The organism is Kosakonia sp. CCTCC M2018092 (assembly GCF_003864115.1).
GTDB classification, from domain to species: domain Bacteria; phylum Pseudomonadota; class Gammaproteobacteria; order Enterobacterales; family Enterobacteriaceae; genus Kosakonia; species Kosakonia cowanii.
The window spans coordinates 2,339,139-2,360,763 of record NZ_CP034225.1; the positions used below are offsets into that span (position 1 = coordinate 2,339,139).

At 56.4% G+C, this 21,625-nt stretch carries 20 protein-coding genes; 11 read left to right on the forward strand and 9 right to left on the reverse strand.

Annotation, left to right across the window (positions count from 1 at the left end; genetic code table 11):
* Nucleotides 1-297: 297 nt before the first annotated feature.
* Together EH164_RS11215 and aldA are read left to right on the forward strand one after the other, a co-directional pair.
* On the forward strand, nucleotides 298-1,098 hold the full coding sequence (locus tag EH164_RS11215; protein WP_124968274.1) for a YdcF family protein: 801 nt from the start codon (nucleotides 298-300) through the stop codon (nucleotides 1,096-1,098).
* A gap of 200 nt (nucleotides 1,099-1,298) precedes the next feature.
* Nucleotides 1,299-2,738: an aldehyde dehydrogenase gene (gene aldA / locus EH164_RS11220; protein WP_124968275.1), complete on the forward strand. Its 1,440-nt coding sequence runs from the start codon at nucleotides 1,299-1,301 to the stop codon at nucleotides 2,736-2,738.
* 32 nt (nucleotides 2,739-2,770) lie between these two features.
* Here aldA and EH164_RS11225 read toward each other — a convergent pair whose 3' ends face one another.
* Nucleotides 2,771-3,697 (reverse strand): alpha/beta hydrolase, encoded by a 927-nt coding sequence (locus EH164_RS11225; protein WP_124968276.1) that lies wholly within the window; start codon nucleotides 3,695-3,697, stop codon nucleotides 2,771-2,773.
* 171 nt (nucleotides 3,698-3,868) lie between these two features.
* Here EH164_RS11225 and cybB point away from each other — a divergent pair, with 171 nt between their 5' ends.
* Both cybB and EH164_RS11235 read left to right on the forward strand, forming a co-directional pair.
* Nucleotides 3,869-4,402 (forward strand): cytochrome b561, encoded by a 534-nt coding sequence (cybB, locus tag EH164_RS11230; RefSeq protein ID WP_023478751.1) that lies wholly within the window; start codon nucleotides 3,869-3,871, stop codon nucleotides 4,400-4,402.
* Between the two features lie 221 nt (nucleotides 4,403-4,623).
* Complete coding sequence (locus tag EH164_RS11235; protein ID WP_076769880.1) at nucleotides 4,624-5,949, forward strand: MFS transporter; 1,326 nt, start codon at nucleotides 4,624-4,626, stop codon at nucleotides 5,947-5,949.
* A gap of 89 nt (nucleotides 5,950-6,038) precedes the next feature.
* On the opposite strand, the gene EH164_RS11240 is transcribed toward EH164_RS11235, so the two are convergent.
* Entirely contained in the window at nucleotides 6,039-6,380 is a 342-nt protein-coding gene (locus tag EH164_RS11240; RefSeq protein ID WP_023478609.1) for a hypothetical protein, read from the reverse strand.
* Nucleotides 6,381-6,807: 427 nt separating this feature from the next.
* Between EH164_RS11240 and EH164_RS11245 the strand changes: the two genes are divergently transcribed.
* From EH164_RS11245 to EH164_RS11255, 3 genes are all read left to right on the forward strand, one after another.
* The gene (locus EH164_RS11245; RefSeq protein ID WP_023478742.1) at nucleotides 6,808-7,083 is read left to right on the forward strand and encodes a metal/formaldehyde-sensitive transcriptional repressor; all 276 of its coding nucleotides are present in this window, start codon (nucleotides 6,808-6,810) and stop codon (nucleotides 7,081-7,083) included.
* A gap of 31 nt (nucleotides 7,084-7,114) precedes the next feature.
* Nucleotides 7,115-8,233, forward strand: a complete 1,119-nt coding sequence (locus EH164_RS11250; protein WP_124968277.1) for an S-(hydroxymethyl)glutathione dehydrogenase/class III alcohol dehydrogenase — start codon at nucleotides 7,115-7,117, stop codon at nucleotides 8,231-8,233.
* Nucleotides 8,234-8,385: 152 nt separating this feature from the next.
* Nucleotides 8,386-10,077, forward strand: coding sequence for a methyl-accepting chemotaxis protein (locus EH164_RS11255; RefSeq protein WP_124968278.1), 1,692 nt, complete (start codon nucleotides 8,386-8,388; stop codon nucleotides 10,075-10,077).
* Nucleotides 10,078-10,156: 79 nt separating this feature from the next.
* Here EH164_RS11255 and EH164_RS11260 read toward each other — a convergent pair whose 3' ends face one another.
* The 3 genes from EH164_RS11260 to EH164_RS11270 form a co-directional block, all read right to left on the reverse strand.
* Nucleotides 10,157-11,125 (reverse strand): YiiG family protein, encoded by a 969-nt coding sequence (locus EH164_RS11260; RefSeq protein WP_124968279.1) that lies wholly within the window; start codon nucleotides 11,123-11,125, stop codon nucleotides 10,157-10,159.
* Between the two features lie 214 nt (nucleotides 11,126-11,339).
* Nucleotides 11,340-12,032: a DUF2076 domain-containing protein gene (locus EH164_RS11265; protein ID WP_124968280.1), complete on the reverse strand. Its 693-nt coding sequence runs from the start codon at nucleotides 12,030-12,032 to the stop codon at nucleotides 11,340-11,342.
* 147 nt (nucleotides 12,033-12,179) lie between these two features.
* Nucleotides 12,180-13,103 (reverse strand): LysR substrate-binding domain-containing protein, encoded by a 924-nt coding sequence (locus tag EH164_RS11270; protein ID WP_023478834.1) that lies wholly within the window; start codon nucleotides 13,101-13,103, stop codon nucleotides 12,180-12,182.
* Between the two features lie 301 nt (nucleotides 13,104-13,404).
* On the opposite strand from EH164_RS11270, the gene EH164_RS11275 reads away from it, so the two are divergent.
* The 4 genes from EH164_RS11275 to rimL all read left to right on the forward strand — a co-directional run bounded on the left by EH164_RS11275 (nucleotide 13,405) and on the right by rimL (nucleotide 18,785).
* Nucleotides 13,405-14,748 (forward strand): VOC family protein, encoded by a 1,344-nt coding sequence (locus EH164_RS11275; RefSeq protein ID WP_124968281.1) that lies wholly within the window; start codon nucleotides 13,405-13,407, stop codon nucleotides 14,746-14,748.
* Between the two features lie 42 nt (nucleotides 14,749-14,790).
* Nucleotides 14,791-16,299, forward strand: a complete 1,509-nt coding sequence (locus EH164_RS11280) for a carboxylesterase/lipase family protein (protein ID WP_124968282.1) — start codon at nucleotides 14,791-14,793, stop codon at nucleotides 16,297-16,299.
* Nucleotides 16,300-16,515: 216 nt separating this feature from the next.
* Complete coding sequence (locus EH164_RS11285) at nucleotides 16,516-18,171, forward strand: glucan biosynthesis protein D (protein ID WP_023478908.1); 1,656 nt, start codon at nucleotides 16,516-16,518, stop codon at nucleotides 18,169-18,171.
* Nucleotides 18,172-18,218: 47 nt separating this feature from the next.
* Entirely contained in the window at nucleotides 18,219-18,785 is a 567-nt protein-coding gene (gene rimL, locus EH164_RS11290; RefSeq protein WP_124968283.1) for a 50S ribosomal protein L7/L12-serine acetyltransferase, read from the forward strand.
* Nucleotides 18,786-18,788: 3 nt separating this feature from the next.
* Here rimL and EH164_RS11295 read toward each other — a convergent pair whose 3' ends face one another.
* The 4 genes from EH164_RS11295 to EH164_RS11310 are packed head-to-tail and all read right to left on the reverse strand — an operon-like array spanning nucleotide 18,789 to nucleotide 21,605.
* On the reverse strand, nucleotides 18,789-19,535 hold the full coding sequence (locus EH164_RS11295) for an anti-sigma factor (RefSeq protein WP_124968284.1): 747 nt from the start codon (nucleotides 19,533-19,535) through the stop codon (nucleotides 18,789-18,791).
* Nucleotides 19,532-20,026, reverse strand: a complete 495-nt coding sequence (locus EH164_RS11300) for an RNA polymerase sigma factor (protein ID WP_023478671.1) — start codon at nucleotides 20,024-20,026, stop codon at nucleotides 19,532-19,534. The genes EH164_RS11295 and EH164_RS11300 overlap by 4 nt, the downstream gene beginning before the upstream one ends.
* Nucleotides 20,023-20,562: a cytochrome b gene (locus EH164_RS11305; protein WP_124968285.1), complete on the reverse strand. Its 540-nt coding sequence runs from the start codon at nucleotides 20,560-20,562 to the stop codon at nucleotides 20,023-20,025. The genes EH164_RS11300 and EH164_RS11305 overlap by 4 nt, the downstream gene beginning before the upstream one ends.
* Nucleotides 20,562-21,605, reverse strand: a complete 1,044-nt coding sequence (locus tag EH164_RS11310; protein ID WP_124971400.1) for a catalase family peroxidase — start codon at nucleotides 21,603-21,605, stop codon at nucleotides 20,562-20,564. Before EH164_RS11310 ends, EH164_RS11305 begins: the two co-directional genes overlap by 1 nt.
* Between the last annotated feature and the right edge of the window lie 20 nt (nucleotides 21,606-21,625).

Genomic DNA, 21,625 nt, shown 5'->3' on the forward strand with positions numbered 1-21,625 from the left:
GAAAAACATCGAGTGTGGTTATGCATGAAGACCTAAAGATTATCTTACTGAATAGTTAGGGGGCTAACGATTCTACGTGCGCCCATAAATACAATGCAAGTGCATAAGAAAAATATAGATTACGCGCTACACCGTAGCAGGGGAAGCTAACAAAAATAGTCGCTCGTTGCGTGACGTTGTCACGAAAAGTGTTCTTTTTGTGCGGTGCTCAGTGGTGAAAACCGCGATTAGGAGAGATCCGCTTTTCAGTATTCGGCGTGCGGTTAGGCTGGAGACAGCAATGTGAAGGAGGTTTCCATGCTTAAAACAACATTTCCCGCTCTGCCTGAGTCGACGCTCGCCGCCGTAAACAGGCTCGGTGAATGGCTGGCGCAAAATGACTTCACCGGCAAACCGTCGCCGGTGCGGGCAGATGTGGTGATCCTGGCGGGTAATGCCGTCATTCCGACCATTGAAGCTGCCTGCGGACTGGCGGCGGCGCAAAAAACACCGCTGCTGATTAGCGGCGGTCTTGGTCATTCAACCACCTTCCTCTATTCAGCGATTGCCCGCCATCCACGCTATAACGTGATTCGTACCACCGGGCGCGGCGAAGCGGGCATCCTCGCCGACATCGCCCGTCAGTTCTGGAAGATTGATGAGAGCCAGCTGCTGATTGAAGACCGCTCAACCAACAGCGGTGAAAATGCCCGCTTGAGTCTTGAACTGCTGATGAGCCGACAGATTGCGCCGAAAACGGCGGTGATTGTTCAGGACCCGACCATGCAGCGGCGCACGATGGCGACCTTCGCCCGCGCCAGCCAGCAGTGCACTAACGCACCGCACTGGTTCAGCTGGCCCGGCTTTACCCCACGGTTGATCAACACGCCGGATGGGCTGGCTTTCCAGCCCCGCGTTCGCGGGTTATGGCCCGTTGAACGTTATCTTTCCCTGATGATGGGGGAAGTGCCGCGCCTGCGGGATGACGCAAACGGTTATGGCCCAAACGGGCGCGATTACCTGGCGCATGTTGAGTTTCCCCCGGAGATCGAGCAGGCCTGGCAAACCCTGCAGGCGGATCCTCAACTCACCGACGCCTTATCCCAGCGCGCGCTGTAAGGCCAATGCCCGTTTGCGTCAGCTGTGGCGCAAACGGGCAGCGCCATCCCCTAAACGCATAATTTTTTGTTCGCTTTTCCCGCCGCTTTTTTGCGTTCCCTCACAAAAGTTGCTCCTGAGCCTCGGCATCGCCCACCGCGGCGATAGATTTTTAACAACACGTTAGCTTTTTAAAAACAATGCTATTACAGGAGCAGATCATGACAGCACCCGTACAACACCCGATGTTTATTGATGGGCAATTTGTCAGCTGGCAGGGCGAAGGCTGGCTTGATGTGGTCAATCCGGCAACGGAAGAGGTTCTCGCACGTATTCCCGACGGACGCGCAGAGGATGCTCGCCAGGCCATCGAGGCCGCCGAGCGGGCACAGCCCGGCTGGGAAGCGCTGCCCGCCATTGAGCGTGCCGGCTGGCTGCGTAAAATCGCTGCTGGCATTCGTGACAACGCCAGCGAAATTAGCGCGCTGATTGTCGCCGAAGGGGGCAAAATCCAGCAACTCGCCGATGTCGAAGTCTCCTTTACCGCCGATTACATCGACTATATGGCCGAGTGGGCGCGCCGTTACGAAGGGGAGATCCTGCAAAGCGACCGCCCGAACGAGAATATCTTTGTCTTCAAACGCGCGCTGGGCGTGACCACAGGCATTCTGCCGTGGAACTTCCCGTTCTTTCTTATCGCCCGCAAAATGGCGCCCGCGCTGATTACCGGCAACACCATTGTGATCAAACCCAGCGAGTTTACCCCGAGTAACGCCATCGCATTCGCCAAAATCGTTGAGCAGGTTGGCTTACCGAAAGGGGTCTTCAACCTGGTGCTCGGGCTCGGCGAAACCGTCGGCCAGGAGCTGGCGGGTAACCCGAAAGTGGCGATGGTGAGCATGACCGGCAGCGTCGGCGCGGGGGAGAAGATCATGGCGGCGGCGGCAAAAAACATTACCAAAGTGTGCCTCGAACTGGGCGGTAAAGCACCAGCGATTGTGCTCGACGATGCCGACCTTGAGCTGGCGGTGAAAGCGATTGTTGACTCCAGGGTGATCAATACCGGGCAGGTATGTAACTGCGCCGAGCGCGTCTATGTGCAGAAGGGAATTTACGACCGCTTCGTCAACCGCCTCGGCGAAGCGATGAAAGCGGTGCAGTTTGGCGATCCGGCGCAGCGCAACGACATTGCGATGGGGCCGCTTATCAATGCTGCGGCCTTGCAGCGAGTGGAAGAGAAAGTGGCGCACGCCGTCGCCGAAGGGGCGCGAGTTGTCCTCGGCGGCGAAAAGGTTGCAGGAAAAGGGTACTTCTATCCGCCGACGCTGCTGCTGGATGTAAAGCAGGAGATGGCGATTATGCACGAGGAGACCTTTGGCCCGGTGCTGCCGGTAGTCGCGTTCGACACGCTTGATGAAGCGCTGGCGATGGCCAATGACAGTGACTATGGCCTCACTTCTTCGATCTACACCCGCGATCTCAACCAGGCGATGAAAGCGGTGCGCGGGCTGAAGTTTGGTGAAACCTACATTAACCGCGAGAACTTCGAAGCGATGCAGGGTTTTCACGCGGGCTGGCGCAAATCGGGCATTGGCGGCGCGGATGGCCGCCACGGCCTGAATGAATACCTGCAAACCCAGGTGGTTTATCTGCAATCGTGATAGGCCTGCCCCCGCAGCACGCGGGGGCGTTTTCACACCTTAGTTTCGATCCACGCCATCATCAACTCCGGCCAGACGGCAACCGGCAAGCCCAGCGCATCGCGAATACCAAACCCATGTTTTCCCTGCTCAAACAGATGCATCTCCACCGGCACGCCCATGCGGCGCAGCGCGGAGAACATCACCACGCTGTTTTCCACTTTTACCGCCGGGTCGTCGACCGCATGCAGCAAAAAAGTCGGCGGCGTCTGGCTGCTGACCTGCTCTTCGGCAGAGTAGCGGCGGATCTGCGCCTCATCGGGCGTATCGCCAATCAGCTGCTGGCGCGACATCGGGTGATCGATATCGGCATGCATAGTGATCACCGGGTAGACCAGCGCCATAAACGCCGGGCGCGCGCTCTGCTCATCGATAGCATCCAGCGGTGTATAGACCGAATCGTTGTAACGTGTGCCGAGACTCGCCGCCGCGTGGCCGCCAGCGGAAAAACCCATCACGCCAAGTTTGTCCGCATCAAGCTGCCAGCGCTCCGCCTGGGCGCGGATAAGGCGCATTGCCCGCTGCACATCCGCCAGCGGCGCGTCTGCTCCCTCGGCATGACCATCGCCGGGGAAGCGGTAAGTCATCACAAACAGGGTATAACCGCGTTCATTAAAGAAGGGGGCGAGGGCGCTGCCCTCTTTATCCAGCACCACACGGCGGTAAGAGCCGCCGGGCGTCACCAGAATGCCGACACCGTTGGGATGCTGTGGCGCATAAACGGTGATTTCAGGTTCCCGCACGCCGGTCACCGAGCGATCGAACGGCGAGGGGCCGGTATGTTCTTTTTCCAACTGAAACTGTACCGGGCTGACCTTCGCTCCTGGCGCTTCGCCCTGCGGCCAGACGGGAAACGTGATGGCGCGCGCGACGGCGTCCTCCATTAAACTCAGTAGTGTTTGCGGCGTCAGCTTATCCACACAGGCTCCTTTTGTTTTGTGCTTATTCAGTATTGCGTTGTCGGGTTTTATTGCGCAAACCACGCGCGCCGCGTAAGCGCTAAGTGGCTGAAAAGTGATACAGAAAAGTTAATGAATTTTTAAGGAAACCCCGTTATGTTGAAAGCCGGTTCGTTCTTTCAGGGGTTTCATATGCGTAGCAACTATTCCGGCCCGCAGATCGCCATCCACTGGTTGGTGGTGCTGCTGGTCGTCGGCGCATACTGCGCCATGGAGTTTCGCGGGTTTGCGCCGCGCAGTTACCGGCCATATTTCAATATTGTCCACGTCTCATGCGGTATCTCTGTTCTCGTGCTGATGGTTGCGCGGTTACTGGTGCGGCTAAAACATCCGGCACCGCCTATTGCGCCTAAACCCTCCGCGATGATGACCGGGCTGGCGCACCTCGGGCATCTGGCGATTTATCTGCTGTTTATCGCCTTGCCGCTGCTTGGCCTGCTGATGATGTATAACCGCGGCGGCCCGTGGATCGCCTTTGGCCTGCCGATGCCCCACGCTGCCGAGGCTAATTTCGATCTGGTCGACACGCTTAAGGAGTACCATGAGCTTCTCGCCACGCTCGGTTACTTTATTGTTGGCCTGCATGCCGCTGCCGCCCTGCTGCACCATTACATTTTCAAAGACAATACGCTGCTGCGCATGATGCCGAAAAAGCGCGAACGATAACGCCTTCTGCCCGGTGACATCCGTGACCGGGCTGCATATCCTGCGAAATTCCTTAACCGTTTTTGCGTAACTTGCCCCAGAATGCTGTGATCCCGCCTGATTTTTGTAAGAAAAAGCTGGGGAGAAATCACATTTTCTATCATCGCCTGTGGGCGAAATTCGAACAAGCAGTGTAGATAGTATATCTATAATAGAAACACTATCGAAAGCGGGAGAGGCAAATGACACAGCCAGTACAGGAATCACTCGACCGGGTGGCTGCCGATGCGCAGGCCGGCGGATCGCGCAAATTACGTAAAGTTCTGCTCGCCACCGGCATCGGTCACTTTGTGGAGTGGTTCGACTTCGGCCTCTACGGCACGCTGGCGGCGATTATCGGTCTGCAATTTTTTCAATCCTCCAGCCCCAGCGTTGCACTGCTCTCCTCGTTCGCGGTATTTGGCGCCGGGTTTATCATGCGCCCGCTCGGTGGGCTGTTCTTCGGCTCGTTGGGCGATCGTAAAGGTCGACAGAAGGTGCTGGCGACGGTGATTTTGCTCACCTCGGGCGCAACGTTTGTCATGGGGCTGCTGCCGACCTATCACCAGATTGGCATTACCGCCACGGTACTGCTGGTGATCACCCGCCTGGTGCAGGGCTTTGCCGCAGGCGGTGAAAGCTCGGGCGCAACAACGTATCTGGCAGAATACGCACCGACCGCCAGACGCGGTTATTTCACCTGCTGGATCGACAACTTTGGTTTTATGGCCTTCGTTGTCGGCTCCGGGCTGGTATTTCTGCTGACCGCCGCGCTGGGCGAGAGCACCATGAACGACTGGGGCTGGCGCATTCCTTTCCTTATCGCCGGGCCGCTCGGCTGGGTGGGGCTCTATCTGCGCAGACATCTGGAAGATTCGCCAGAGTTTCTTGAGGCGATGAAAAGCGGGCAGATTGAAACCGCACCGCTGCGCAAAGCGGTAACCACCGCCTGGCGCGCGCTGCTCTTCTGTGTCGGGTTTGTGGTGATCAAAGCGGTAGGGCACTGGACGCTCCAGACGTTTATGCCGAGCTACCTCGCCACCGAGCTGCATTTCAGCAAACTTAATGCCTACGCCATCACCACTATCGGCCTCTTCTCCGTTGCGGTATTGGTGCCATTTATGGGTTATCTCTCTGACAAGTACGGTCGTAAGCCGCTGATGCTGGCGGGTTGTGCGGGGTTTATTCTGCTGAGTTACCCGGCGATGATGATCATGGCGAACGGTGATGTGCTCTCAGCGGTGCTGGCAATGGTAATGCTCGGCGCGTTTATCGCTGCGTTTGATGGCGCATGCACGGCAGCGATGGCGGAGCTCTTTCCTACCAACGTGCGCTACGGCGGCCTGTCGATTGCCTATAACTTTGCCGTGGCCTTCTTTGGCGGCATCACGCCCTGGTTCTCCGCGTGGCTTATCACGTCGACAGGCGATAAGTTTTCACCCGCCTTCTATGTCATGGGGGCTGCGTTAATCACCTTCATCACCGTGATGCGCGCCCGTGAAACGGCCGGACAACCTTTAAAACGTTAAAATAATGCCCGGTGGGAATTATCTCGCCGGGTTATAAAATGATCGATATATTCTTATAGTGAAATATAATATATCCACTGCGAAAGCGCCTAGGTTGAAAGTTTTATCCCATAGGGGCACAGCGGAAATAAGCATTCGTTTTGTTTATCACATTCGCGCAAAGAAATATTATCATTCCCTGGACATGAGCAACTATTTTTTAAAGTTTTCCAGATGGTTGGGAAATAGGGCATGGTATGGATAACTTTGAATTCATGCATTCTGCCATCCATGATAATTCCTTTTGAATCAGTAACTAATATATTTCCCGGGCGCAGGAAATAGTGGCCCCGGTACCAGACGATCACCGCTTTGTCCTGCTGTGTCCTGGCTAGAGCAAATGCCGTACCCGTGGCAGGGGAAACTAACATATCCGTAATATTCCAGCGCATACATCTTCCTTACATAATATCTACTCATTCGCCAGGAAGAATCTTAGCAAACAATATAGAAAGAACCTAAGCGAAACGTTAATTTAAGTTCAATATGCTAAACGATAATAATATTTAAAAATTTTTACGCTAAGTTGTGCGCTGAAACATGCTAACGGGAAGAGTGTCATGCGAAATTAATAACCTGAGTTAATATATGGTTATTTGATTGACAGGCGAAAAGTCCCCTTTAACTATTATCTTTTGTGATGCTACCGAGAGATCAATTCATAATTAATCCCACAGTGGGTCAACCGACGAGCAGGATAATTAACGCATTTACCGCGCCAGCGCTTTTACAGCCATACTCTTTTTTTCCTACAAACGTTCGTTTGCATGACCATCGCCGCTAAGTTACCATACCCCCCTATAGTATCCAGGAGGTTGTATGCCCCATTCACCTGAAGATAAAAAACGCGTGCTGACGCGGGTGCGGCGTATTCGCGGCCAGGTTGACGCGCTGGAGCGGGCGCTGGAAAACGGCGAACCTTGCATCGCAATTTTGCAACAAATCGCTGCCGTGCGCGGCGCAGCCAACGGCCTGATGGGCGAAATGGTTGAAATTCACCTGAAAGACGAGCTGGTCGCCGGAGAAACTACCGCCGACCAGCGCGCAGTGCGGATGGCAGAAGTCGGCCATCTGCTACGCTCTTATCTAAAATAAGCAACACCGTATACATAAAAAGGAAAGCGAGATGAAATCACGTGCAGCTGTAGCCTTCGGGCCAGGCCAACCCCTCAAGATTGTCGAAATCGACGTTGCGCCACCGAAAAAAGGGGAAGTACTGGTACGCATTACGCACACCGGTGTTTGCCATACCGATGCCTTTACCCTTTCCGGTAACGATCCGGAAGGCGTTTTCCCGGCGGTGCTCGGCCATGAAGGCGGCGGTATCGTTGTGGAAGTGGGCGAGGGCGTCACCAGCCTGAAGCCGGGCGACCACGTTATTCCGCTGTACACCGCCGAGTGCGGCGAGTGCAAATTCTGTAAATCGGGCAAAACCAACCTCTGCCAGGCCGTGCGCGCCACGCAGGGTAAAGGTCTGATGCCGGACGGTACCACCCGTTTCTCCTATAACGGCGAGCCGATCTATCACTACATGGGCACCAGCACCTTCAGTGAATACACCGTTTGCGCTGAGATCTCGCTGGCGAAAGTCAACGAGGCAGCGCCGCTGGATAAGGTCTGCCTGCTGGGTTGCGGCGTTACCACTGGTATTGGCGCGGTGCACAACACGGCGAAAGTGAAAGAGGGCGATACGGTTGCCATCTTCGGTCTCGGCGGTATTGGGCTTGCGGCCATTCAGGGCGCGGTACAGGCAAAAGCGGGCCGCATCCTGGCTATCGATACCAACCCGGACAAATTCGCGCTGGCGAAAGAGATGGGCGCGACCGACTTTATCAACCCGAAAGATCACGATCGCCCGATTCAGGAAGTGATTGTGGAAATGACCGATGGCGGCGTTGACTACAGCTTTGAGTGTATCGGCAACGTGAATGTCATGCGCGCGGCGCTTGAGTGCTGCCATAAAGGCTGGGGCGAAAGCGTCATTATCGGCGTTGCGGGCGCAGGCCAGGAGATCAGCACCCGTCCGTTCCAGCTGGTTACCGGTCGCGTATGGCGCGGTTCCGCATTCGGCGGCGTCAAAGGCCGCAGCCAGCTGCCGGGCATGGTGGAAGATGCGATGGCGGGCAAAATCCGTCTCGACCCATTCATCACTCACCGTCTGCCGCTGGACAAAATTAACGAAGCCTTCGATCTGATGCATGAAGGTAAATCGATCCGTACCGTTATCCATTTCGGCGAAAAGTAATCTCCCTTCGCGCCAGCGGGCCCTCCGCTGGCGCAACCAAACTCCAAATCTGTGACCGCCGTTGCGCTTTTCACCATAAGAAAAATCCAATTATTGCCGATGCCTATATATCATTCCTTTGTACTTAGCAGACTAATACGAGAGTCGACGCCATGGATAACAAAGCAGCAATGCAACAAACACAAGGCATTGGTTTTATGCACAATATTCGCCTGGTTCCCCTATTTTCCTTTATCCTTTCCGGCATTTTGGTGCTATTTGCCTTAAGTTCCGGATTAGCGGGTTACTTCCTGATGCAAGCCGACCGCGATCAGCAGGATGTGACGCAGGAGATCCAGGTGCGCATGGGATTATCTAACAGCTCCAACAACCTTCGCGTCGCCCGAATTAAATTGATTCACGCAGGTGCTGCAAGCCGTATCGCCGAAATGGAGGATGTGAAAACCAACATCGCCGAAGCGGAAAAGCGCATTAAACAGTCGCAGGAAAACTTTAAACAATATATGGATCGCCCGGTGAAAACCGAGGCCGACCTGACGCTGGATAACGATCTCACTGCCCGTTTTGACGCCTACACCGCCGGGCTGCAACCAATGCTGAAATATGCCAAAAACGGCATGTTTGAAGCGATTATCAACCATGAAAGCGAGCAGGCGCGTCAGCTGGACGACGCCTACAACGCCGTATTGTTGAAAGCGATTGAGATCCGCACCGAGCGCGCGCAGCACCTGAAAGAGGAAGCCCACAGCCGTACACAGCTTGGCCTGATCTTTATGGCCGCCGCGTTTGCTTTTGCACTGGTGCTGACCATCATCACCTTTACCGTACTGCGTCGTGTGGTCATTAATCCGTTGCAACGCGCCGCCCAGCGCATTTCACGTATCGCCTCCGGCGATCTGACGCTGCCGGACGAACCAACAGGCCGCAGCGAGATTGGGCGTCTGAGCCACGACTTACAAGCCATGCAGCACTCTCTGGTTACTACCGTTGCCACGGTGCGCCAGGGTGCGGAAGAGATCTACCGCGGGACCAGCGAAATCTCCGCCGGTAACACCGATCTCTCTTCGCGTACCGAGCAGCAAGCGGCAGCGATTGAAGAGACCGCCGCCAGCATGGAGCAGCTTACCGCAACCGTGAAGCAGAATGCCGATAACGCGCATCACGCCAGCGGTCTGGCGCGCGACGCGTCGGGCAAAGCGACGAAAGGCGGTCAGATTGTCTCCGGCGTCGTGCAGACAATGGGCAATATCACCACCAGTTCGCGCAAAATCTCTGAAATTACCGCCGTGATTAACAGCATCGCCTTCCAGACCAATATTCTGGCGCTCAACGCCGCGGTGGAAGCTGCGCGTGCCGGTGAGCAGGGTCGCGGCTTTGCCGTCGTTGCCAGCGAAGTGCGTACTTTGGCAAGCCGCAGTGCTCAGGCGGCGAAAGAGATTGAAGCGTTGATTAGCGAGTCCGTCAGCCTGATTGAGCAGGGCTCCGGCGAAGTGGTTTCCGCCGGGGAAACGATGGATGAGATCGTGACCGCCGTTAAACGCGTCACCGATATCATGCTAGAGATTGCCGCCGCATCGGATGAGCAGAGCAAAGGCATCACGCAGGTAAGCCAGGCGATCACCGAAATGGATAATGTGACGCAGCAGAACGCCTCGCTGGTTGAAGAAGCTACGGCGGCAGCCACCTCGCTGGAAGAGCAGGCCGCACGTCTGACCCAAGCGGTTGGTGCATTCCGGCTGAGTGGCGCAGAGGCGCAGCGCCAGAGCAGCTCGACACCGACGGCAAAACCCTTTACCCCGCAGCGCCCGGCACTGGCGAACGGCGATAACTGGGAAACCTTCTGACGTTGAGATAAAAGTTAAGATAAAAAAAGAGGCCGGATAATCCGGCCTCCTTTATTTTGTCATTCAAGCAAAAAGCTACTTAGCAGGTGCCGATATTGATCGCGTTGATGACGTTGTTGTAATGCTGCATCAGATCGCGAACATCATTTCCCTGCGTAGATTGCATCATGTGGAACTGCTTCGGCTCATTCGCCTCTTTTTCGTAGGTGCCATCTTCGGTGTGACTAATGACATCACGACCGGTAGAGAGATAAGAGTTAGCGGTGAAGATCAGGCTTGAACACCCTTTTTTGTTGCTCTCACGCATTTTGGCGTCATAAGCAGTCAGCGCTTCGTTGAACTGATCGAGAGATTTCTTAAAGGCGTCTTTCTTATCGCCTAAACCTTCGCCATTAATAAAGCCACTGGCGGCATCCATGCTCTCTTTCAGGTAGTAGATAGAGCCGATGCGGTAATAAGCAGCGGTATCTTTCGGCGTTTTCTCGTATTCGGCTTTAATACGCTCGCGGTCTTTTTTATCAATGGCATTTAAGAAATCTGCCTGCGCAACAACCAATTTCTCCATGGCACTAATAAACTTCGGCTGCAATTCGCGGCCTTTGTCACCGTTGTCGCTTTTATAGGTTTTGGAGTTGATGTAGTTATAGAGTTCGCGGTTGACGGGTTCAGCCTGCCCCAGCGCTTCGCTATAGCGAGTGGCCGAGTCATCGAGATCTTTCATCGCTGGCTCCATCGCGTGGGCTTTATCTAACAGATCCTTGACGCGAGGGATGGTGGTGTCAGAACCGGGGAAGAAGAGATCGCTCCGCGACTTTTCTCCGGAGAAGGCAGGAGCAATATATTTTTTATACTGCTCAAGTTGCTCACCAAATGAGGAGGAGGACATATTAGCCGCCTCAATATAAGAGTTATATTTTGTGATCTCAGCTTGTTCTTCCGAGCTTTGCGAGGCTTGTTGAGGCTCATCTGCTTTTTTATCGTCACACGCCGACAGCGCAAACAAGCAGGCGGCAACTGCCAGCGATCGAGCAATTGTTTTTGCGAACATTCCCTTCTCCATATTCAGCATATGATTGTGTTTTTTTGAACCCACCTGGTGTGAGTGCTGCGTAGCGTAGCATCAATATATGATGCACTTTGCGCAGACTACTGGATCTGGTAGGGAGAGCGGAGAAAGGGCTAATGAGCCAGATCTACGCGATATGGCGCTGAAACAGGCCGGATAGCTGCGGTGCTATCCGGCGCAGGAAGTGATTTAAGCGTTAAATAAAGCTGTCGTCATCGTTACTGAAATCGTCACTGCCGAAATCATCATTTTGATAATCGCCAGCGCTGTCTGCCTGGTAAGGATCGCTATTGTCGAGAAAGTGCGTGTCGGAAGCGTTATTAAATGCATCGGAATTAAACGCATCGTTTTGCGTGACGTCGCTTGCGGCGGCGGCTGGCTCTTCGATGATATTCACGATCTCTTGCGGCTGTGAGTGGTGAAACATACTGGTCAGCATATCAGCGATCACCACACCACCCGCCACGCCCGCAGCGGTTTGCAGCGCACCCGCCATAAATCCGCTCCCGCGCGACGTAGTAGGTGCCTGGGATGCATACTGCTGTGGTTGTTGTTGCACCGGTGGCGCGCCCCAGTTTTGCGCGGGCTGAACAGGCTGGTTTTTATTACCGCCAAACAGACCGCTGAGGAAGCTGCCGCCGTCGGATGAGTGCTGGCTCTGCTGCTGCGCCAGCTGATTTTCCAGCTCCTGCACACGCGCCTGCATGCGTTTTAATGCCGCTTCCTGGATCAGCATCGATTGCGCCATATAGTAGGGCGCAGCCGGCTGCTGCCTGACCAGTTCGGCAATCTGGCGCTCGGCTTGCGCATCGCGCTGGCCGTTTTGTTGTTCAGCCTGTTTCAGGCGCTGAAAAAGCCCATTGATAAGCTGCTGTTCATCATATTGCATAACAATGATCTTCCTCTTGCTGTCGTGAGTACCTTTGAGTCTATCAGCGCCTTTCGCTGGCGTCCTCGTGCTGAAATGTTTGTTTAAGATTGGTTTCAGGTAAAGGTAAACAAGCCTGTCACAGAGCAGATTCACAACGGTGAAGCATCAATCCGGCAGCGTTTTACGGATATAGCTGATTAAGGTGAGCGCCGCCGGTGAGAGCGGGGCGTCGACGCGGGTGATAATGCCAATCGGATCGCCAATGCCCAGCGGTGGAATAGGCAGCGCCACCAGGGAGCCAAGGCGCAAATCGTCTTTCACCGCGCCAGAGGGGACAAACCAGACATAGTCATATTCAACGGTCAACTGCCGCGAAAGGGAGGCTGAGAGAGTTTCAATACAGCCTGTCGGCAGGGTGCAGTTCTGGCTGGCGAGCAGTTCCTCGGCGTTTTGTCGCGGCACCGTGCCCTGCGGCAGCACCACCACCGGCCACTCCAGCACCCGGCTCAGGGTGACAGTGCTCTGCAATAGCGGGTGGCGCGGGCGCACCACCAGTTTAAGCGACTCCAGAAACAGCAGTTCATAGTGTAAGCCGCACATCAGGTCAGGATCGGACATGCGCCCAATGCCGACATCCAGCTCGCCGGTCTTCAGCCCGGCCAGCAACATCGGGTTATTAGCGGTCGCTACCTGGATGGTGATATCCGGCTGCTGCTTATGCAACTGACCAATTACTGCCGGTAAAATACCCAGCGCCGCTGTCGGCAGTGCGCCGACGCGAATCAACTCACAGTTTTTCTCTTCCTGATCGCTTAACGACTGCCCGGCAATATTGACCGCGTCCAGCACCCGCACCGCATGGCTTAAAAACTGCTCGCCAACGTGGGTAAGCTGCGCGCCCATGCGCCCACGCTCAAACAGCCGTTTGCCGGTAAGCTGTTCAAGTTCATTTAAGGTCTTTGAGAGAGCAGGCTGGCTCAGGTTAAGGGTTTCCGCAGCGCGACCCAATGTTCCTTGTTGCGCGACCGCGACGAAAGTATGCAGGTGGCGCAGTCGGATGCGCTGTGAAAAGAGAGCGTTTTTTTCCATAAGATAATGTTAAAACCGAGTGGCGAAGGTGGCTCGCAGATTTATTTAATTTTGATAACCAGTTTGCAAAATATTATTAACATCCAATCCTTTTGAGTTACAAACACATTCTGCCCGCAATGTGACGAAACCAGCATGTTTCCAGGGTTTTGTTCGCGCTGCGTTCCATAATCTTTTGTTATGTTCGATTGCGAGCAGCGGACGCGCGTTTTTTGCCACGATCACACTTTGTAAATTTCCCCGCACGGGCGCGTGCAGGCTTCTCTACACTCCAGAGATAACAGCGTGGAGAGAGAAGACTATGACGTACAGCATCACGGCAGATGAGATCAGGGAACAATTTTCACAGGCGATGTCGGCCATGTACCAGCAGGAAGTCCCGCAATATGGCACCTTGCTGGAGCTTGTGGCTGATGTGAACATGGCTGTACTGGAACACAATCCACGTCTTCACGAACAGCTGGTGAATGCCGATGAGCTTGCCAGGCTGAACGTTGAGCGCCACGGCGCGATCCGCGTCGGCAGCGCGGAGGAGCTCTCCACCCTGCGGCGCATGTTTGCCATTATGGGAATGTTCCCGGTCAGCTATTACGACCTCTCCCAGGCCGGTGTGCCGGTTCACTCCACCGCTTTTCGTCCCATTGACGATGAGGCGCTCTCACGCAATCCGTTTCGTATCTTCACCTCGCTGTTACGCCTGGAGTTGATTGAAAACCAGACGCTGCGCGACCGGGCGGCCGCGATCCTGGCGAAGCGCGACATCTTCACGCCCGCCTGTCGGCAACTGATTGAAGTGCATGAACTGAACGGCGGCTTTACCACTCAGCAGGCGCAGCTGTTTGTCAAAGAGGCACTGGAGACGTTCCGCTGGCATCGCCATGCCACCGTCGATGAAAAAACCTATCAGGCGCTGCATGACGAGCATCGCTTAATTGCCGATGTGGTCTGTTTCCCCGGCTGTCATATCAACCACTTAACCCCGCGCACGCTGGATATTGACCGGGTGCAGGCGCTGATGCCGGAGTACGGTATTGAGCCAAAAATCCTGATAGAAGGGCCGCCGCGCCGCGAAGTGCCGATCCTGCTGCGCCAGACCAGTTTTAAAGCGCTTGATGAGCCGGTGCTGTTCAGCGGCGAGCATCACGGTACCCACACGGCGCGCTTTGGTGAGATTGAGCAGCGCGGCGTCGCGCTGACGCAGAAAGGGCGCGAACTGTACGACCGGCTGCTGAACAGCGCCGGGACAGGCAAAGATAACCTCACGCATCAACTCCATTTGCAGGAGGTATTTAAAGCCTTTCCCGACAGCGAGATGCTGCTGCGCAAGCAGGGGCTGGCCTGGTTCCGCTACCGCCTGACGCCGACCGGGGAGGCACACCGCCAGGCTATTCGCCCCGGTGACGATCCGCAGCCGCTGATTGAGCGCGGCTGGGTCGTGGCGCAGCCCATCATCTATGAAGATTTCCTTCCCGTCAGCGCCGCCGGGATTTTCCAATCCAATCTCGGGAATGCCACCCAGGCGCGCAGTCATGGCAACGCCAGCCAGCAGCAGTTTGAAGCCGCGCTCGGCTGCCCGGTGCTTGATGAGTTCGCGCTTTATCAACAGGCTGAAGAGCGCAGCAAACGCCGTTGCGGTCTGCTGTAAAAACGGTAATCTGCCAGAATTCAATATGTTCTGGATATGATTATGGAAAATGCATCAACCCCGATTGTGAATACCCGACAGGGCAGCGTAATGGGGTGTCGCGAAGAGGGAATTGACGTCTGGCGCGGCATTCCCTTTGCCGCGCCGCCCACGGGCGATCTGCGCTGGCGCGCGCCGCAGCCGGTTAAACCCTGGCAGGGCGTGCGAGAAGCGACGCGTTTTTCCGCTTCAAGCTGGCAAAACAAGGAGTTCTGCCGCCTGCTGGGCGGTGGCGATCCCGGTACTTTCTCGGAGGATTGCCTCTATCTCAACGTCTGGTCGCCTGTTTCTGCGCCGCAAAAAAAACCGGTAATGGTCTGGCTGCATGGCGGCGGCTTTGCCATCGGCGCGGGTGGGTTGCCGCCTTACGATGGTAAAGCGCTGGCAGCGCGCGGCGTGGTGCTGGTTACCGTCAACTATCGTCTCGGTCATCTTGGGTTCTTTGCCCATCCGGCGCTGGAGGCAGAAGCCGGGGAGCGCATCTACAACTTTGCTTTGCTCGATCAAATTGCCGCTTTGCAGTGGGTTCAGGAGAATATCGCCGCGTTCGGCGGGGATGCCGACAATGTGACGCTGTTTGGCGAATCGGCCGGGGCGCGCAGCGTGATGTCACTTATGGCTTCGCCGCTGGCAAAAGGGCTATTTCATAAAGCGATCGTACAGAGCAACTACACCTTACCGGATACGCCGCGTAAGGCGGCGCTGGCAAAAGGCGAAGCGATTGCGGCGCACTTTGGCCTGGAAAATGCCAGCGCGGAACAGTTGCGGGCAATCCCGGCGGAGGCATTCTGGCCGCTCGATACCCCGTTTAAAATCGATCCTGTGCCAATTGCTGGCGATATCGTGCTGCCGGAACCGTCCCTTGATACTTTCTTCGCCGGGCGTCAGCACCCGATGCCGGTGATTGTTGGCTCAAACAGCGATGAAGCGAGCGTAATGGCGGAGTTTGGCGTCGATCTGGCGGGGAAAATTGGCGAGCTGCGCCGCAAGCAGCGTTTTGGCCTCGGGCTTATTCGGCTGCTCTATCCGGGCGTGCGCGGCGACACAGAGCTGGGCCGCCAGGTGTGCCGTGATATGGCGTTTACCACCCTTGGCCTGGTGGTGATGCAGGCGCAGCAGCAGGTAAATCAGCCATGCTGGCGTTACTGGTTCGATTACGTCGCCGAAGCGATGCATGACACCTACATCAACGGTGCCTGGCACGGAAATGACGTGCCTTATGTGTTCGACAACCTGCGCCTGTCGGAGCCATCCTGCGATTACGTCAATGAGCGCGATCTCGCCTTTGCCGCGCAGGTTGCCGATTATTGGGTCCATTTTGCTACTCATGCCGGTTCAGCAACGACAGCGTTGCCCGGCCCGGTGACGTGGGAAGCCTGCACCCGCGGGCGCGATCGCCTGCTGCGCATTGGTATTAATAAGCAGGCCGGTTTTCGCCTGGAGAAGCGCTTTATGCGCGCGCGGTTAAGCTTCTTTCGCCGGGTGATGCGCCATCATGTCAATCTCGATTGATCGCAGTGCAACATGTTCATACACAACTTTACGCACTTTTCAGGCTGCTCCTAAAGCCTGGGAAAATTTCGCGATTTGCTCAGATAATCAGCGGCCAACAATTGGATTCTCAATGAATTTTGTCTAGAGTGGTGCCTTCATCAGTCATACGCTTTTGCCGCTGTTTCGCGATATCGCGAAATGCCATTTTACGACCAGAAGGACGTGTTACCAGGCATGAACCGCAGACGATTTATTCAAGCATCCATGGCCCTCGCGGCAACTTACGGCACCACTGGCGTTGCCTCGCTCTTTTCGCGAGCGGCATCTGCAGCGCAGACCGATATCGCCGATGGTCAAAGCCGCCGTTTCGACTTCTCCGTGCTGCAATCTATGGCGCACGATCTGGCCGAACAGCCATGGGGAGGCGCGCCGAAAGCGCTGCCGCCGACGCTGGCTAACCTGACGCCGCAAGCCTATAACAGCATTCAGTATGATGCGCAGCACTCGTTATGGAATAACGTTGAAGGCCGCCAGCTGGATGTGCAGTTCTTCCATGTCGGCATGGGTTTTCGCCGCCGAGTGCGTATGTTCTCGCTGGATCAGGCGACCCACCAGGCGCGTGAAATTCACTTCCGCCCGGAGCTTTTCAACTACCACGACGCGGGCGTTGACACCAAACAGCTTGAAGGGCAGAGCGATCTCGGTTTTGCCGGTTTCCGCGCCTTCAAAGCCCCGGAGCTGGCGCGCCGCGACGTCGTATCTTTCCTCGGCGCGAGCTATTTCCGCGCGGTAGATGACACCTTCCAGTACGGCCTCTCCGCGCGCGGCGTGGCGATTGACACCTTTACCGATACGCCGGAAGAGTTCCCGGACTTCACCTCCTTCTGGTTCGAAACGGCGAAGCCGGGCGATACCACCTTTACCGTCTACGCGCTGCTCGATAGCGCCAGCCTGACAGGCGCGTATAAGTTCGTTATCCACTGCGAGAAGAGCCAGGTAATCATGGAGGTGGACAACCGCCTCTATGCCCGTAAGGCGATTAAACAACTGGGCATCGCGCCGATGACCAGCATGTTCAGCTGCGGCAATAACGAGCGCCGCGTCTGCGACACCATCCACCCGCAGATCCACGACTCCGATCGCCTGGCGATGTGGCGCGGCAACGGCGAGTGGATCTGCCGCCCGCTGAATAACCCGCAGAAGCTGCAATTCAACGCTTTCCAGGATGAGAACCCGAAAGGCTTCGGCCTACTGCAGCTCGACCGCGATTTCAGCCACTATCAGGATGTGATGGGCTGGTACAACAAACGCCCGAGCCTGTGGGTAGAGCCGCGTAATAAGTGGGGCAAAGGCGCGGTGAGCCTGATGGAGATCCCGACCACCGGCGAAACGCTGGATAACGTAGTCTGCTTCTGGCAGCCGGAAAAACCGATCAAAGCCGGCGACGAGCTGGCCTTTGAGTATCGCCTCTACTGGAGCGCGCAGCCGCCGGTGCGCTCACCGCTGGCAAACGTCTATGCGACGCGGACCGGCATGGGCGGTTTCCCGGAGGGCTGGGCGCCGGGCGAGCACTATCCGGAAAAGTGGGCGCGCCGTTTCGCCATTGATTTTGTCGGCGGCGATCTGAAAGCCGCCGCGCCGAAAGGTATTGAGCCGGTGATTACGCTCTCAAACGGGGAAGCAAAACAGGTGGAGATCCTCTACGTCGAGCCGTTTGACGGTTATCGCATCCAGTTCGACTGGTATCCAACTAACGCTTCTACCGACCCGGTTGAGATGCGCATGTTCCTGCGCTGCCAGGGGGAGGCGATCAGCGAAACCTGGCTCTATCAATACTTCCCGCCCGCGCCGGAGAAGCGGAACTACGTAGACGACCGCATCATGCGCTAAGCTTTTTAATCGCCCCCGAATGGGGGCGATGTTTTTAAGGAGGAACGATGTTAGAGGAACCGACTTGCCCGGATGCGGTGATTAAGGTTGACGATCACATCACGCTCGAGATGATTGATGAGTGCTTTGTTCACGATCTGCACCAGTTGATTGTCAAAAATCGCGACAGCTTACAGCGCTATCTCGACTGGCCGCAGTATGTCACATCCATTGAGACCACCCGTAAAACCGCCCAGAGCAACCGGCTGTTACATCAGCGCGGTTACGCGAAGATGTTCCTGATCTTGCGCGATCACCTGTTGGTTGGCGTGCTCTCCCTCAATGCAATCGAGCCGACCAACAAAGCGGCCTACATCGGCTACTGGCTGGATGAAGCGGCGCAGGGGCAGGGGATTTTGTCCCGCGCGATGCAGGCGATGATGCGCTTTTATGCCGAACGCGGCGATATCCGCCGCTTTGTCATCAAATGCCGGGTTGCCAACGAAGCCAGTAACCGCGTCGCAGAGCGTAACGGCTTTACCCTCGAAGGCTGCCAGAGAGAGGCGGAGTTCCTCAATGGCCGCTTCGACGATCAGAATATCTGGGGCAAAATCGTCACGCTCAATGATGAATAAGCCTTAGCTGTTCGCCTGCGAAACCGCTTTTCTAAGCCCGTTTACCGCCGGGGAGTTCAGCGGCGTAACCAGCGCATAATTGTAGTGATCGTCGCTCCAGTACTGCGTCATCACATCCTCAGCCTGACGCTCACCGTGGGGTAATTTCCCCGGGCTTAAGGGGCGGATATACCAGCCAACCCGTGTGCCGCGCGGATCCTGATACATAATCAGCGCCGCCGGGCCCTGCGCCGTCGCCACAAGCCGTGCGCCGACCAGCGTAAAGCCATACTGCTCCAGATTTGGCGGCTGATTGCCGTTGATAAAGTAGCGCCCGACCCAGTGGGTCAGCTCCGTTTGCTGCGTCGTCGCCACATCCATTGGGGTGATAGCGGTGTTATCAAACAGTTTGTAGGCCTGCACTGCGTCCTCCATCGGCGCATGTGCCAGCACCATCTGAGACTCTTTCAGTTGCCAGCCGGTAAAACCGCCGACGCCGAGCGCCATCACCAGCGCGAAGGCTGTTGCCAGCTTCCACTGCCGCACCTGACGCTGCTGGCGGCGCAGCGCGCGGGGTTCCGGCATCTCAAGCGAAACAGTATGGCGATCCATTGCCTGGCGCAGGCGCTGCGCATCCTGCCGCCAGCCTGCAACCTCGCGGGCGGCCTGCGGGTTCTGCGCCAGATAGTGTTCAATGCGCGCTGAGGTCGCCTCATCGGTCTCGCCATCAAGCCAGGCATGCAGATCGTGTTCATCCGGTGGCAACGTCATTTCAATCTCCTTAACGCTAACGGCGTTGGCTGGCCTTCCAGTTTTTCATGCAGCATTTTGCGTGCCCGTGACAGACGTGACATCACCGTGCCGGGCGGAATGTCGAGGGTTTGCGCCACCTCTTTATAACTCAGCCCTTCAACGCTCACCAGCAGCAGCACGGCGCGATACTCCGTCGGCAGCGTGGCAAAGAGGGCGAGCGTATCGTCGGCGATAGCCAGCGACTCAGTGGTAAAACCGCCAGGCTCTTCGCCGGTGAAAAAGGTGAGCACTTTCAGGTAGCGTTTGCGCCGCCGCTCACCATCGACAAACTGACGATAGAGAATGGTGAAGAGCCAGGCACGCAGGCTCTGTTCGCTATCACGCTGCCGCGTCAGGGCTTTTGCCAGGCAGCTTTGCACCAGATCCTCCGCGGTGTGCGGGTTACGCGCCAGCCACAGGGCAAAGCGGTAGAGATGGGGCATCACCTCGCGAATTTCATCATCGTTCATCGTCTGCGGCTTCCCGACATGCTCTCAAACACCCCATCGCGCAGCACCAGCGCATGCAGCAGTGCGGCGGCAAGGTGCGCCATTACGGTGACAAACAGCGCCAGCGCTACCACAGAATGCAACGGACGCAGCAGCGCATACCAGTCATTATTCACCGGAACTATCGGTGACAGCACAAATCCACCGCCGAGCGTCACCGGATAACCGGCCGCCGAGAGCATCGCCCAGCCAATTAGCGGTTGTGCCAGCATCATCGCATAGAGCGCCCAGTGCGAAAGATGCGCCATCGCGCGTTGCCAGACCGGCAGCGAGGCAGGCAACGGTGGCGTGGCGGTATAGAAACGTAACCACAAACGCACCAGTGCCAGCAGAAGGATCATCAACCCCAGCGGTTTATGGATCGTCACCAGCAGGCTGTGCAGGGAGGAGACCGTAGAGACCATCACGACGCCGATAAACAGCATCGCGATAATGGCAGCGGCCATCAGCCAGTGAACCGCGCGCAGCAGCGGGTGGAAATAAGCGACCTGTTTCATCAGTGGGCTCCGGCTTGTTCGCGGGTGCGAAGATTGTAGGATTTGGCGTAAGCGGATGAACGGGCATTCAGCAGCGGGTCGTTCGAGGCGGCAATGCCGTCCGGCAGGATCAGCGGGTCGTAATTGATGTCATTGCAGTCACCCTGCGCCTGCTCAACGGCACGGTTCAGCACCAGCGTACCGGCCTTGATCGTTTGCCGCCCGGCAGGCCAGGGTTGCGAGGCATCGCTGCCGTCATCCTGCGCGTTGGCGACAGTAATGACCAAATCCCACTTCAGCGGGGCCTGATCGAGGCGCTGGCGCAGATCGCGCTGTAAAAAGTTTTTATCCTGCTTCTGCTCTGCGCTGATGGGTTGATAAGGCGTCTGTGGCACCATGCTCCAGCGAACCAGCTGCTCGTTGCCAGTTTTGTCGATCATGCGAAAGGCATTGAGGCTATTAAAGCGGTCGCTGGCCCAACTGCCGGAGGGCACGTTCGTTTTTGCCCATGCGAGAAAAGGCGCGGCTTCCGGGTGCTTCTCAAGAAACGCTTTTACCTTTGCCGGGTCCGGTTTGCCGGTGGCTGGATCGGGACGCGTTGCCAGCTGCATATCATAAAAACCGTCGACGCCGCGCACCGGGAAAAAGGGCATCGCGTTCATGCCGGTGCGCCACTGCTCGCCGTCCGGGAGTTCAAATGCCAGCGCCAGGCTACGCACCGGTACGGCGTAATCTGGCGCGGCGGGGTTGCCGCCCGCAATGGCAAAACGGCCAATTACCGGCGTGCTTCCCGGCGCAAACAGCGCGGCGTGCGAAAGCGTGCTGGCCTTACCGCTGGAGATAAACTCGCCGCTGACGCAGATCCCTTTGGCGTGGTTGCGGCGAAAACCGGGATGCTCACCGCCGGACTGCTGTAACACGTTAACGAGTTTGTCCGAGGTGAGCCGCTCGGGCGTCAGCCAGCCGCCGCCCCAAAGAAACAGCAGCATAACCAGAAGTGGCACCAGGCCAATCAGCGCAAGGCGCACTGTCAGCTGCGTGGAGGTTAAAGGAGTGTTATTCATCATTCGCTCATCCTGCTCAT

Bases quoted from the DNA above. Each gene is read 5' to 3' on its own strand.
- EH164_RS11275 (WP_124968281.1), top strand. From the start codon at position 13,405: ATGACGTACAGCATCACGGCAGATGAGATCAGGGAACAATTTTCACAG.
- EH164_RS11245 (WP_023478742.1), top strand. From the start codon at position 6,808: ATGCCCCATTCACCTGAAGATAAAAAACGCGTGCTGACGCGGGTGCGG.
- EH164_RS11280 (WP_124968282.1), top strand. From the start codon at position 14,791: ATGGAAAATGCATCAACCCCGATTGTGAATACCCGACAGGGCAGCGTA.
- EH164_RS11265 (WP_124968280.1), bottom strand. From the start codon at position 12,032: ATGCAATATGATGAACAGCAGCTTATCAATGGGCTTTTTCAGCGCCTG.
- EH164_RS11270 (WP_023478834.1), bottom strand. From the start codon at position 13,103: ATGGAAAAAAACGCTCTCTTTTCACAGCGCATCCGACTGCGCCACCTG.
- EH164_RS11310 (WP_124971400.1), bottom strand. From the start codon at position 21,605: ATGAATAACACTCCTTTAACCTCCACGCAGCTGACAGTGCGCCTTGCG.
- EH164_RS11250 (WP_124968277.1), top strand. From the start codon at position 7,115: ATGAAATCACGTGCAGCTGTAGCCTTCGGGCCAGGCCAACCCCTCAAG.
- EH164_RS11235 (WP_076769880.1), top strand. From the start codon at position 4,624: ATGACACAGCCAGTACAGGAATCACTCGACCGGGTGGCTGCCGATGCG.
- EH164_RS11300 (WP_023478671.1), bottom strand. From the start codon at position 20,026: ATGAACGATGATGAAATTCGCGAGGTGATGCCCCATCTCTACCGCTTT.
- rimL (WP_124968283.1), top strand. From the start codon at position 18,219: ATGTTAGAGGAACCGACTTGCCCGGATGCGGTGATTAAGGTTGACGAT.
- EH164_RS11305 (WP_124968285.1), bottom strand. From the start codon at position 20,562: ATGAAACAGGTCGCTTATTTCCACCCGCTGCTGCGCGCGGTTCACTGG.
- EH164_RS11295 (WP_124968284.1), bottom strand. From the start codon at position 19,535: ATGACGTTGCCACCGGATGAACACGATCTGCATGCCTGGCTTGATGGC.
- cybB (WP_023478751.1), top strand. From the start codon at position 3,869: ATGCGTAGCAACTATTCCGGCCCGCAGATCGCCATCCACTGGTTGGTG.
- aldA (WP_124968275.1), top strand. From the start codon at position 1,299: ATGACAGCACCCGTACAACACCCGATGTTTATTGATGGGCAATTTGTC.
- EH164_RS11215 (WP_124968274.1), top strand. From the start codon at position 298: ATGCTTAAAACAACATTTCCCGCTCTGCCTGAGTCGACGCTCGCCGCC.
- EH164_RS11285 (WP_023478908.1), top strand. From the start codon at position 16,516: ATGAACCGCAGACGATTTATTCAAGCATCCATGGCCCTCGCGGCAACT.
- EH164_RS11240 (WP_023478609.1), bottom strand. From the start codon at position 6,380: ATGCGCTGGAATATTACGGATATGTTAGTTTCCCCTGCCACGGGTACG.
- EH164_RS11260 (WP_124968279.1), bottom strand. From the start codon at position 11,125: ATGTTCGCAAAAACAATTGCTCGATCGCTGGCAGTTGCCGCCTGCTTG.
- EH164_RS11255 (WP_124968278.1), top strand. From the start codon at position 8,386: ATGGATAACAAAGCAGCAATGCAACAAACACAAGGCATTGGTTTTATG.